This window comes from Iodidimonas nitroreducens, from assembly GCA_000710935.1.
GTDB classification, from domain to species: domain Bacteria; phylum Pseudomonadota; class Alphaproteobacteria; order Sphingomonadales; family Rhodothalassiaceae; genus Iodidimonas; species Iodidimonas nitroreducens.
Genome location: BAYV01000007.1, coordinates 1 through 12,860, shown reverse-complemented (window position 1 = coordinate 12,860; position 12,860 = coordinate 1). Strand labels below are relative to the sequence as shown.

The 12,860-nt window shown below is 57.5% G+C and carries 10 protein-coding genes and 1 tRNA gene; 7 read left to right on the top strand and 4 right to left on the bottom strand.

All coding sequences use genetic code 11. From position 1 onward, the window contains the following. Nucleotides 1–7: 7 nt before the first annotated feature. The 3 genes from AQ1_RS02395 to AQ1_RS02385 all read right to left on the bottom strand — a co-directional run bounded on the left by AQ1_RS02395 (nt 8) and on the right by AQ1_RS02385 (nt 3,569). The gene (locus AQ1_RS02395; protein WP_081837019.1) at nt 8–2,470 is read right to left on the bottom strand and encodes a sensor histidine kinase; all 2,463 of its coding nucleotides are present in this window, start codon (nt 2,468–2,470) and stop codon (nt 8–10) included. Nucleotides 2,471–2,909: 439 nt separating this feature from the next. Beyond that, a tRNA-Ala gene (locus tag AQ1_RS02390) sits at nt 2,910–2,985 on the bottom strand. A gap of 251 nt (nt 2,986–3,236) precedes the next feature. Beyond that, on the bottom strand, nt 3,237–3,569 hold the full coding sequence (locus AQ1_RS02385) for a TIGR02300 family protein (protein WP_042083776.1): 333 nt from the start codon (nt 3,567–3,569) through the stop codon (nt 3,237–3,239). A gap of 145 nt (nt 3,570–3,714) precedes the next feature. Between AQ1_RS02385 and aroA the strand changes: the two genes are divergently transcribed. The 6 genes from aroA (at nt 3,715) to pyrF (ending at nt 9,529) form a co-directional block, all read left to right on the top strand. Further along, nucleotides 3,715–5,124, top strand: coding sequence for a 3-phosphoshikimate 1-carboxyvinyltransferase (aroA, locus tag AQ1_RS02380; protein ID WP_462686910.1), 1,410 nt, complete (start codon nt 3,715–3,717; stop codon nt 5,122–5,124). Then, entirely contained in the window at nt 5,121–5,777 is a 657-nt protein-coding gene (gene cmk, locus AQ1_RS02375; RefSeq protein WP_042083773.1) for a (d)CMP kinase, read from the top strand. The genes aroA and cmk overlap by 4 nt, the downstream gene beginning before the upstream one ends. A gap of 167 nt (nt 5,778–5,944) precedes the next feature. After that, nucleotides 5,945–7,648, top strand: a complete 1,704-nt coding sequence (gene rpsA, locus AQ1_RS02370) for a 30S ribosomal protein S1 (RefSeq protein ID WP_042083771.1) — start codon at nt 5,945–5,947, stop codon at nt 7,646–7,648. A 305-nt stretch (nt 7,649–7,953) separates the two neighbouring features. Further along, the gene (ihfB, locus tag AQ1_RS02365; protein ID WP_042083768.1) at nt 7,954–8,244 is read left to right on the top strand and encodes an integration host factor subunit beta; all 291 of its coding nucleotides are present in this window, start codon (nt 7,954–7,956) and stop codon (nt 8,242–8,244) included. A gap of 60 nt (nt 8,245–8,304) precedes the next feature. Then, nucleotides 8,305–8,742, top strand: a complete 438-nt coding sequence (locus AQ1_RS02360; RefSeq protein WP_042083766.1) for a lipopolysaccharide assembly protein LapA domain-containing protein — start codon at nt 8,305–8,307, stop codon at nt 8,740–8,742. A gap of 67 nt (nt 8,743–8,809) precedes the next feature. Continuing rightward, nucleotides 8,810–9,529, top strand: a complete 720-nt coding sequence (gene pyrF, locus AQ1_RS02355; RefSeq protein WP_042083764.1) for an orotidine-5'-phosphate decarboxylase — start codon at nt 8,810–8,812, stop codon at nt 9,527–9,529. Between the two features lie 19 nt (nt 9,530–9,548). Here pyrF and AQ1_RS02350 read toward each other — a convergent pair whose 3' ends face one another. Further along, on the bottom strand, nt 9,549–10,841 hold the full coding sequence (locus AQ1_RS02350; RefSeq protein WP_042083761.1) for a M24 family metallopeptidase: 1,293 nt from the start codon (nt 10,839–10,841) through the stop codon (nt 9,549–9,551). Nucleotides 10,842–11,003: 162 nt separating this feature from the next. Between AQ1_RS02350 and AQ1_RS02345 the strand changes: the two genes are divergently transcribed. Then, the coding region (locus AQ1_RS02345; protein WP_042083758.1) for a malate synthase G at nt 11,004–12,860 on the top strand (1,857 nt) is incomplete at its 3' end.

Sequence of the window (12,860 nt, the reverse complement as noted above, 5' to 3'; positions counted from 1 at the left end):
GTCCTTCTCAGGGCACAGAGTGGGTAATGGGGGCGGTGCGGTCCCCGGTTTGAACGCGGGGCAAGAGACAGGTAACAGTGGTGCCTTTGTTGGGGGTTGAGACCAGATCCACCGTGCCGCAATGCAATTCAATGAAGCTTTGGACCAGCGACAGGCCCAGGCCAACGCCCTTGCGATTTTGTACCCCGGAGCCTGTGTTGAATTTCTTGAACACCTTGAGCTGATCGTCCTTGCTGATGCCAGCGCCATTATCGCTGATGACGAATTCGAGTTGATCGTCTCCATAAGGCTTGACGATGATCTGCACCCTGCCGCCCGGTGGTGTATATTTTATGGCATTGCCCAATAAATTATAAAGGGCCTGGGTCAGCCGTCTTGGATCGCCTTCCAGATTGCCGCATTGGGGATCGACCTTGCTTTCAAGGCTGATATGGGCTTTTCGTGCCTGCTCGCGGGCGATGGCAATGCAGTTCTCCACCAGATCCACCACCTCCATATGTTTGATATCAAGGGTCATTTCACCGGCTTCGATCACCGCCAGATCCAGAATATCATCGATCAGATCACGCAGATCACCGGCAGCGGTCAGCACATAGCCCAGATAATCGCGCTGCTTTTCCTTCAGGGGACCAAACAGCTCGCTCATCAGCATTTCGGTAAAGCCGATGATCGAATTCAGGGGCGTACGCAATTCATAAGACATATTGGCGACGAATTCGGATTTCAGGCGATCTGCGGTTTCCAGCGCCTCATTGCGTTCGCGCAGGGCCTGTTCCATCAGCGAACTATCGGTAACATCAAGATGGGTGGCCAAAGTCTGGCCATCGGGCAGGGGCACAACGGCATAATCGATCACCCGGCCATCGGGCCGGTGCCAGCGCCCGGAATGGCTGCCGCGCTCCTGGATCTGATTCAAAAGCCGACTGCGCAAAGTGGGCCAGCTTTCCTTGTCATGCATCAAGGTGCGGGTGGCGTCCAAAATCTCGCCAAAATGGGGCTGATGATCGAGCATGGCGCGATCCAGCGACCATAAATCGGCATAATTGGGATTATAAAGCTTCAGGCGGCCATCGCTGCCAAACACCGCCACCGCTTCATGCAGATTATCCAGCGTTTCGCTTTGCACGGCGATCAGGGCATTATAATTGCTTTCCAAAGCCAGCCGATCGGTCACATCTTCATAAAGCAATAAAAGCCCGCCCAAAGGATGGGGCTGGCCCACCATCCGCAATGTGCTGCCATCGGGCAGGTGCCAGAGCTCTTCGGCAAGGGTAAGGCTGTGGTGCAGCCCAAGCTGTCCGGTTTTCCAGGCCCGGAAATCCACCTGTTCGGGCAGGCGGCGTTTTTCGCGCATGGCTTCCAGAAGGCTCGCATGATCGGGGCGATCCAGCAGCCAATCATCCGAGAGCCGAAACAGCCGGGAAAAGGCACTGTTGAAAAATTGCAGCTTTTGATCGGGATCGAAAATCGCCACCGGGCTTGAGAGCGCATTGAGGGTTTCTGCATGGCCTTCGATGACCCGGGCCAGTTCCGCCCGCTTGTCTTCAACATCGGTCACATCGACAGCAAAGCCCGCGATCAGCCCTTGGGTTTTATGATGGCTGATGGATAAAGCCCGGCGCTCGCCCCCGATCACGGCAAAATGGCGCTCAACGACCGGGTCATCGCTTTCCAGCGCCCGCCTTGCGCTTTCCCGTGATGATCCGGTCAGGGCATTATCCACCAGATCGATCTGGGCGGCGATCACCGCCGGTTCGGATGGATATTCGACCGAGGCCACATAGGCCTGATTGACCAGCACCAGATCCAGATTGCGATCCCGCAGCCAGATCGGAAAGGGGGCGATATCGATCAGCATTCGCAGTCTTTTAAGGGCGGTTTTCTCGGCCATCCGGGCCTGTTCGCTGGCTTCCGCCTCCGCACAGGCCTCGGTATGATCTTCAAGCCAGAACAGGGTTTTATCCTGTTGATCCGGGTCCAGATAATCGCGGGCCCGTACCAGCTTTAAAACGCGGCCATCGCGGCTGTTGAGCATGGCACCGCTCTGATCGGCGGCAAGGCCCGTGCTGGGGCTGTTCAATGTCTGCTCTAAAATCGAGAGCGCATCCGCCGTCAGCCCGCCCGCGCCATCGCGGGGGCAGAGATCGGGCAGGCTTTTCACCTGCTCCGATAGCCCCAAAAGCATCGCCGCATTGCCATCGAGCGTGCAGCCCCCGATCCGATCGCACAATAAGGTGCCAAAGGGCGCAGCCTTGAACATGGCCTCGAAATAAGCGGCTTTTTGCTGGGATTGCTGATAAAGATCATAGGCTTGGCTGCGCTTGCGCATGGCCCACACGGCCAAAGCCATCCAGAATAAGGTGGCAATGAACAAGATGATCAAAGGCAGCAGGCTTTGACCGCCATCAACAAAAATCATTGGATGTACGGCGCTGGTTGAAGCCGATAGGGGTGCGGCGATGCTGGTCATGATCCTCGGTCTTGGCGAAAAGGCGCGCGGGCCTGCCTGCGCAATCTAACCAGCCATAGATAGAGATACAAGCAACACCGCATGTTCGCTCGCTCTCTCGGCTCTTCGTCGCCGAGGTTTTCCCCTGTTCGTCTCCCGGGGCTTTGCCTGTCTCGGACTTGATCCGGGAACCCTGTGCATTGGAGTTGTGATATGATGGTTGCAGGCGGGATGACGGAATTTGGTGGCGTCAAATAAACCTCGTCATTCCGGGCTTGACCCGGAATCCATCTCGTGTAGGGCTCGTGCGTGTGAAAGATGGAGCCCGGCTCGGGGGCCGGGATGACGGAATTTGGTGGTGGAGCCCCGAAGAGTCTATCATCCGAGGCGATCAGCATTTCGGAGAAATGGTGGAGCCCCAGAGAGTCTATCATCCGAGGCGATCAGTATTTTGAAAAAATGGTGGAGCCGAGGGGAATCGAACCCCTGACCTCTACAATGCCATTGTAGCGCTCTCCCAACTGAGCTACGGCCCCATTTTGCTGCAACAGGCTTTACCCTGCGCGCGATCCGCTCCGTGCTTGGGGGCAGGAGCGGGGCGGAACTTAGTGGCTAAGCCGGTTGCGATCAAGGGGGAAATCGCCTTTGGGTGATAAAAATCGCCGCCCCGGTTTTATGGGGGCTCTTTTGGCCCCCTATGATCGGTCTGTTTGCTTATCGGCCGGCACGCCCCAGAGGGGATCATGCCGACCTTGCCACAGCAGATAAAGGTTGAACGGCTGGCCGCTCAGTCTTCGTCTTTCAAGGGGCCGACAACGACATCCGAGACATCATCATCGTCATCATCTTCAACGGTGATATCGTCATCATCATCGATCTTGATATCATCATCGTCATCATCATCGAGATCGAGATCATCCGAGTCGTCATCATCGACAACCGGCTTCACAACCTTTTTCGCCGCTTCCGGCTGATGGGTGAGACGTGATTTGAGGATGGGTTCAGGAGCCCATTCATTGCCGCAATCGATGCAAGTGACTGGATCGTCTTTTTGCAGATCGTAAAAGCGCGTACCGCATTTGGGACATGTACGCTTGGTTCCCCATTCGGGTTTGGCCACGAAAATACTCCTTTGGTCCTCGTCAAGGGGGACGGTGCGCCCCTCTCGATGTTCCTGATGCCGATGCGGGTGCAGGCACCATGGATTGCCACGCTCGGTCGCTTCTGTCAAAAGCTAGTGCGTCAGATCGAAAAGAGTGGCCCTAATGTCAACAAAAAAAGTGAATTTGGATAAAATGGAGCAAGTCGCTGTGCATCATATAGAACCGCATCGGGGCCTTCAATCTGCGCCTGCGGAGCGGATTGAGGGTCGTTGCACCGTTCCCGGCGACAAATCGATTTCCCACCGGGCCCTGATGCTGGGATCTTTGACCATCGGGCGCACACGGATCATCAATCTTTTGGAAGGCGAAGATGTGCGGGCCACGGCCGCGGCCTTGCGGGCCATGGGGGTGGCGATCCACCGTGATAGCAGCGCCAAGGCAGGCGGCGATTGGCTGGTGGATGGCGTGGGCGTGGGGGGATTGAAAAGCCCTGATGATGTGCTGGATATGGGCAATTCCGGCACCTCGACCCGGCTTTTGATGGGGATGCTGGCAAGTCAGCCGGTGCGCGCCATCCTGAGCGGTGATGCCTCTTTGCGAAAAAGGCCGATGGGCCGGGTGATCGATCCCTTAACGCAGATGGGGGCTGTGATCGATGCCGCCGATGGGGGCCGCCTGCCTTTGCTGATCCGGGGCACAGGAACAGCTCTGCCCATTGATCATGCGCCCAAGGTGGCATCGGCGCAGGTTAAATCGGCGATCATTCTGGCTGCGCTCAATGCCCCGGGCACCAGCACCATCTGCGAGGCGCAGGCCACCCGCGATCATAGCGAGCGGATGCTGAAAGCCATGGGTGCGGGGATCGAGACCGAGGAAAAAGGGGCGGGACGGATCATCCGCATCACCGGCGAGATCGAATTAAAGCCGGTTGATATTACGGTACCGGGGGATATTTCATCGGCTGCCTTTCCGCTGGTGGCGGCGGCGATCCATCCGGGATCGGAGCTTTATCTGGAAGGCGTGGGGATCAACCCCTTGCGCGCTGGTATTCTGGATGCGCTGGCCCTGATGGGGGCGCCGGTCAGCATCCAGAATGAACGCATGGAGGGCGGCGAGCCGGTGGCTGATCTTTTGATGCGGGGGCCGGATCATCTCAAGGCGGTGGATCTCGATCCGGCTCTGGCTTCGCTGATGATCGATGAATTCCCGGTGCTGTTCGTGGCGGCGGCGATGGCTGATGGGGTTTCACGCTTCACCGGCCTTCAGGAATTGCGGGTGAAGGAAAGCGACCGAATCGCTGCGATGGCGGCCGTGCTTTCGGCGGCGGGCGTGGGGGTTGAGGAACTGCCCGATGGCCTGATCATCAGCGGCCATGCGGGGCGGGCGCGCCCGGCGGGCGGGGCGCGGGTGCAAACCCATCTTGATCATCGGATCGCCATGGCGGCCCTGGTGCTGGGATCGGTTTGTGCTGCGCCCCTGGCCATTGATGATGCGGCACCGATCACCACCAGCTTTCCGGGCTTTGTGGGCCTGATGAATGGCCTGGGCATGAAGATCACGGAGGTTTCATGATCATTGCCATCGATGGACCGGCGGCATCGGGCAAGGGCACTTTGGGGCGGCGGCTGGCGCAGCTTTATGGCCTTGCCTATCTCGATACCGGCTCGCTTTATCGCGCTGTGGGGCTGGCGCTGTTGCGTGATAACCCCGCATCCGGGGATAGAATCGATGAACACCGCGCGGCGGTTCTGGCCCGGGATCTCGATGTGGCCACCCTTCATGATCCGGCTTTGCGCGATGAGGCCACGGGGGCGGCAGCCTCGAAAGTGGCGGCCATTCCCGATGTGCGCACGGCGCTTTTGGCCTTTCAGCGCCAATTTGCGCAAAAAGGGGCGGTGCTTGATGGTCGGGATATCGGCACGGTGGTGTGCCCCGATGCCGATGTGAAGCTTTATGTGACTGCCAGCGATGCGGTGCGCGCCCATAGGCGATTCGAAGAATTGCGCCAAAAGGGGGTCAAAACCAGCCTTGGGGCGGTTCTGGCCGATTTACAGGAACGCGATGCACGGGATCAGGCCCGCGCAACGGCCCCCCTGACCCGGGCTGAAGACGCGGTCTTGCTTGATACCACTGAATTGGATATAGAGGACGCATTCGCGCGTGCCTGCATGGAAATCGAGAGCAGACAACGCATGAAAATGAGCCAGGGCACCATAAAGCGGTGAGGGGCGCGCATCTTTGATGCCACCCTTTATGTTATTTGGGGCCATTGGCTTTCCGGGATGGAGAGAAGACGGGCGATGGTCGCCGGTCAAGGAGCCCCGGAAGAAAGCGGCCAGATGTGATCGGCCAGCATGAAAAGCTCCCTCAAAATCGGTATCGAACCAAACAGATGACAGAAATGCAAATGCCCTCAATGGCGGACTTCGAAGCGCTTTTGAACGAAACGATGTCGGAAGACTCGCAGTTTGAAGGTCAGGTTGTCCGGGGCACCGTAACGGCGATTGAAAGCGATCTTGCCGTGATTGATGTTGGGCTGAAGGCGGAAGGCCGTGTGCCCCTCCGCGAATTCGCAGCCCCCGGCAAGGCGGCCGAAATTTCCGTTGGCGATCAGGTTGAAGTGTTCGTTGAGCGTGTTGAAAACGCCAATGGCGAAGCGGTTCTGAGCCGCGACAAAGCCCGCCGCGAAGAATCCTGGAACCATCTTGAAACGGCTTATGAAAAAGAAACGCATGTGGAAGGCGTTATCTTTGGTCGGGTCAAGGGTGGCTTCACCGTTGATCTGAGCGGCGCTGTGGCCTTTTTGCCCGGCAGCCAGGTTGATATCCGTCCGGTGCGCGATGTCACGCCCCTGATGAATATCCCGCAGCCTTTCCAGATTTTGAAAATGGATCGTCGCCGGGGCAATATCGTTGTTTCACGCCGGGCCGTTCTGGAAGAAACCCGCGCCGAACAGCGGGCTGAATTGCTTGATCGCCTGAAAGAAGGCGATGTGGTGGATGGCGTGGTCAAGAATGTCACCGAATATGGTGCCTTCGTTGATCTGGGCGGCATCGATGGCCTGTTGCATGTCACCGATATGGCATGGAAGCGGGTCAATCATCCGTCGGATGTTGTCACCATTGGCGAATCGGTGAAGGTGCAGATCATCCGGGTGAATATGGATAGCCAGCGCATCAGCCTTGGCATGAAGCAGCTTGAAGCCGATCCATGGGAAGCCATCGACGCGAAATATCCGCTGGGTGCGAAATTCACCGGAACCGTGACCAATATCACCGATTACGGTGCCTTCGTTGAGCTTGAAGCCGGTGTTGAAGGGCTTGTTCATGTGTCGGAAATGTCATGGGTGAAAAAGAATGTTCATCCGGGCAAGATCGTTTCCACCAGCCAGGAAGTGGAAGTGATGGTGCTTGAGGTCGATCCTGAAAAGCGCCGCATTTCTCTGGGCCTGAAGCAATGCCTTGAAAATCCATGGGAAGCCTTTGCCGAAAAATTCCCCGCCGATAGCGAAGTGGAAGGCGAGATCAAGAACATCACCGAATTCGGTCTGTTCGTGGGTCTTGAATTCGATGTCGATGGCATGGTGCATATGTCGGATATCGATTGGGAAGGAACGGGCGAAGACGCCATTGCCAAATTCAACAAGGGCGATCATGTGAAAGCCAAAGTGCTGGATGTGGATGTGGAAAAAGAACGCATCAGCCTTGGCATGAAGCAGCTTTCCGGTGATCCTTTTGCCGATGTTGCCAGCCGCAAAAAAGGCGATGTGGTGACCTGCACGGTGACCGAAGTCAATGATGGCGGGATCGAGGTTTCCATCGCTGATGGTTATACCGCCTTCATTCGTCGCTCTGATCTGGCCCGGGATCGCGGGGATCAGCGTCCTGATCGTTTTGCCGTTGGCGATAAGGTCGATGCCCTTGTCACCAATGTTGATCGTGGCCAACGCCGCGTGAATCTGTCGATCAAGGCCCTTGAAGTGGCCGAGGAAAAAGCCGCCGTGGCGGAATATGGCTCCACGGATTCCGGTGCCAGCCTTGGGGATATTCTGGGTGCGGCCTTGAAAAAGGCCAAAGAAGACAAAACCGACGCCTGATCCCTTGTGATCAAGCGCCCGGCAAAATAAAGGCCGTTCCGTCATCCTTGGCGGTGCGGCCTTATATGTTTAAAGCGGGATGGGTATTGACAATTCATGGGGCGGGATGCGCGGCTTGGTGCTGCTATGATCTTTTTCATAAAATTTTGCCCCACAAGATTTTCTGCCCTATTATCATCGCCGTGTTATGATGGATGCGGTGCTGGCGCTGGAGCATCCTTGCAAGATTGAGGGGGATCAGGCCCGCTTGGGGTTATGATCCATCCTCAGGTTTTCAGAAGGTTCGATGAAAGGATCCTTCCCTTATGATCAAATCCGAACTCATCAATAAGCTGGCAGAGGCCAATCCGCATTTGTTTCATCGCGATGTGGAGCGGATCGTCGGCACGATTTTCGAGGAAATCACCGCCGCCATGAGCCGTGGTGATCGTGTGGAATTACGAGGCTTTGGGGCTTTTTCGGTCAAATCCCGGCCATCGCGGGTGGGGCGCAATCCCCGCACCGGCGAAGCGGTGGATGTGGAAGAAAAGCATGTGCCCTATTTCAAGGCCGGAAAAGATCTGCGCGAACAGCTCAATGACAAATATGGGGCCTGATGGGCCGCTGTTGATGGGGCCTTTATCTTCCATAAACCCCGACCATAAACAGGGACGCTGATGTCTTCTTTTCTGCGCTGGATCGTTTTTGTGCTGCCAGCGGCGGCGTTGGTCGTTTTCGCGCTTTTCAATCGCCAACCGGTTCTGGTGAGCCTGCCCGGTTTTGATCTGGCTTTGCGCCTGCCCTTGTTTGCGATGTTTCTGGCCGGGATGTTTCTGGGGGCGATTCTGGCCTTCGCCTTGTCTTTTCGCCGATCCTTTGTTTTGTCGCGCAAGCTGAAAAAGGCCGAGCGCCGGGCCGATGCCGCCCAAGCGCGATTGGATGCGCAAAATGAAGATGGAGAGGCGGGGCAGACCAGCCGGAAATTCGAGGCCATTGATCATGCTCAGGCCCCGCGTTCATCCACCGCATCATCTCAGCGCGCTTCGGCTTTGGGGGCAGCGCGACCATCGCCGGTTCAGAATAAGGCATCAGGCGTTGGGCGTTCCGCTGTCTGAAAGGCCGGGGGGCGTTTTATCAGCATCAAAAAGGCTTTGGCCTTAAATCTTTTGTCGGGCAATTCATATGCAACGTTTTACCAATCCTTTATTCTGTGCCCTTGATACTGGCGATCTGGCGCAGGCCATCCATCTGGCGGATTCCCTTAAGGATGTGGTGGGGGGATTCAAGCTGGGGCTGGAATTTTTCTGTGCCCATGGCCCGCATGGGGTGGAAGAAATCGCCCGGCGGGATATTCCGCTGTTCATTGATCTGAAATTTCACGATATTCCCAATACCGTGGCCGGTGCGGTGCGCTCGGTGATGCGGCTCAATCCGGCCATTCTCACCGTTCATGCCGCAGGGGGCGCGGATATGATGCGTGCGGCTGCCGATACCGCCGCCGATGAAGCCAGCCGCCTTGGCATCAAGGTGCCGTGGATCGTTGGGGTCACTGTGCTCACCAGTCTCGATGCGGGTGATCTCGATGTTTTGGGGATCGAGGGATCGACCCATAAAGTGGTGGCCCGCCTTGCCCGATTGGCGGAAAAATCGGGGCTGGATGGGGTGGTGTGTGCGCCCCATGAAATTTCCACCACCAGATCGGTTGCAGGCCGGCATTTAAAGCTTGTGGTGCCCGGCATCCGCCCCCGGGGATCGGATAGCGATGATCAAAAGCGGGTGATGACGCCAAAAGAAGCCATCGAGAATGGCGCGACCGTGATCATCGTGGGGCGGCCCATCACCCGCGCCAGCGATCCGGTGGGGGCAGCGCGCTCCATCGTCAACAGCATCAGCGACCTCTAGGGTCGGTGCCCTCCTGATCCTATAGGTTCAAGGGATTATCGATGGAAGCGGCGGGCTCGGTGAACCAATGGGGGCCATCTTCGCCGATCCACAGGCAATCTTCCAGCCGCACCCCGAATTCACCGGGGATATAGATACCCGGTTCATCGGAAAAACACATGCCGGGGGCGATGAGGGTGCTTTCCCCCTTCACGAAATTGGGGCTTTCATGGCCATCCAAACCGATCCCATGGCCGGTGCGATGGGGCAGACCGGGAACTGCATAGCCGGGGCCAAAGCCGTGCTTTTCGATGATGGCGCGGGCCGCTTCATCGACCTTTTCACAAGGCACGCCGGGCCGGGCGGCGGCAAAGGCGGCCAATTGTGCTTCTTTTTTGATCGCCCAGATTTGCCTTTGGCGTTTGCTGGGGGTGCCAAACACGATGGTTCGGGAAATATCGGATTGATAGCCTTCCACCGCACAGCCGCAATCCATCAAAACGATATCGCCATCCGCCAAAATCTGGGGTGCCGATGATCCATGGGGAAAGGCGCTGGCCGGTCCGAACAAAGCCATGGAAAAGAGCGGCGTGCCGCCCATGGCCTTTGTCGCTTCATTCATCATGCGGCTGAAATCGGCAGGCTGCATCCCGGCTTCAAGGCGCGGCACTGTGGCACGATAGGCGGCCAAAGTGATTTCATTGGCGATCTGCATCAGGGCGATTTCGGCAGCTGATTTGATCGCTCGGCAGCCGGTGACCACGCTGTGGGCCGGGGCAATGCCGCGCTCCGGCCCGCTGCCTTTGATCCCATCGGCAATGAAATGGCGCACGGTGGCTTCGATCCCTATTGGCCCGGCGGGGGCCTTGCGATCCTGCAAAATTCCATGCACCAGTTGAAAGGGGTTTTCATGCTCGTCCCATACCCGCACATCAATGTCTGTCGCCATTTTTTCGCGCAGGCTCGCTTCCTCGAAAGCCGGGCTGATCAGGGCAATATCGCCATCCGCCGGGATCACCGCGCCATGAAAGCGTTCGGATCGCCACAGATGGAGGCCGGTGAAATAAACAAGGCTCGATCCCGGCTCTAAAACCAAAGCGGATAGCTCGGCATCGCGCATCAGCTTTTGTGCTTTATTGATGCGGGCGGCATAATCCGATGCGCTGATCGGGCGGGCACGGGCGGCCAGATCGGGCAAATCACCCCAATCCCCTTTTGCGCCCGATTGCGCCCATGCGCTTTTGGGGGCGGCAAAGGATCGCGACAAGACCGGGGCAAGGATGGGGGCCATCATGGCCAAAGCTGAGGCTTTCAGAAAATCACGTTTTTGCATGGCTTTGCTCATCATATGAGAGAATTCTTAGCCCCCACGTTGCGCCGGGTGGGCGGGATATGCAACTCTCCCTTCGCATTTTGGGTAGATCGTTCGTTCAGATCAAAAAACCGCCTGATGGGGGCGGCCAGATCGAACGACGGGGTTTGAAAGGTTTGGATCATGACCATAGACAGACAAAAGATCGGCGGGCTATCGGTGGCCCCATCCCTGGTAAAGCTTGTTACGGCAAGGGTTTTGCCTGGCACCGGCCTTGCCCCTGATCATTTCTGGTCGTCTTTGGAAAGATTGATCACCGAAATGTCGCCGCAAAACCGGGCCCTGCTGGCGCGGCGCGATGATCTGCAGCAGCAGATCGATGATTGGCACAAAAACAATAAAGGCCAGCCGTTTGATAAGGCCGCTTATAAGGCTTTCTTGCGCGATATCGGCTATCTGCAGCCCGATCCCGCGCCGTTCAAGGTCGCCACCAAAGAGGTGGATCTCGAAATTTCAGCCATTTCCGGGCCGCAGCTTGTGGTGCCGGTGATGAATGCGCGCTTTGCGCTCAATGCCGCCAATGCCCGTTGGGGCAGCCTTTATGATGCTCTTTATGGCAGCGATGCAATCCCCGATGATGGCGGTGCGGCGGCAGGATCGGGCTATAATCGGATCAGGGGTGATCGGGTTATCGCTTATGGCCGGGCCCTGCTCGATCAGGTGGCGCCTTTGGATCAAGGATCGCACAAGGATGCGGTGGCCTATGACATCAAGGATGGTCGCCTGCAGGTGGCCTTGTCGGATGGCTGGGCAAGCCCGCTGGCCCAGCCGCCGCTTTTTGCCGGCTATCGCGGCAAGGCAGCGCGCCCGGAGGCCATTCTTCTGCGCCATCATGGTCTGCATCTGGAAATATTGATAGATCGCGATCATCCCATCGGCCAAACCGATGCCGCAGGCGTGGCCGATATCATCATCGAATCCGCCCTGACCACGATCATGGATTTCGAGGATTCGGTGGCCGCTGTGGATGCCGATGACAAGGTTGCCGCCTATGATAATTGGCTGGGGCTGATGAAAGGCGATCTGGTTGCCCGTTTCGAGAAGGGCGGGGAAACAATGACCCGGGCCATGGCGCCGGATCGCCATTATCATACCCCCGATGGCGACAGCCTTGATCTGCATGGCCGCAGCCTTTTGCTGGTGCGCAATGTAGGGCATCTGATGACCACCCCGGCGGTTCTTGATGCGCAGGGGCATGAGGTGTTCGAGGGCCTTCTGGATGCCATGATGACGGTGGCCATCGCCCTTCATGATCTGAAGAGCACAGGACCGCTGCGCAATAGCCGTGCGGGATCGATTTATATCGTGAAGCCCAAGATGCACGGCCCGGATGAGGTGGCCTTCAGCGATGCGATTTTCAGCTTTGTGGAAAAGGCATTCGATCTTCCTCAAAACACCATCAAAATCGGGATCATGGATGAGGAACGCCGCACCTCGCTCAATCTGGCGGCGTGCATTGCGGCGGTGAAGGATCGGGTGTTTTTCATCAATACCGGCTTTTTGGATCGCACCGGCGATGAAATCCACACATCGATGGAAGCAGGGCCGATGATCCCCAAGGCAGCGATGAAAGACAGCCGGTGGCTCACGGCTTATGAGGATCGCAATGTGGATGTGGGGCTGGCTTGCGGCCTGCCCGGCCATGCCCAGATCGGCAAGGGCATGTGGGCGATGCCCGATCGCATGGCGGATATGCTGGATGCCAAAATCGCTCATCCCATGGCGGGGGCAAATACCGCCTGGGTGCCATCGCCCACGGCGGCCACCCTTCACGCTTTGCATTATCATCAGGTGGATGTGGCGGAACGCCAGCGCGAACTGGCAACAAGGCCTATGGCGGATCGCGATGATCTGCTGGAGATTCCGGTCGCCCACAGACCCGATTGGAGCGCCGCAGAGATCCAGGCCGAACTGGATAATAATTGTCAGGGCATCCTGGGTTATGTGGTGCGCTGGATCGATCAGGGGATCGGCTGCTCG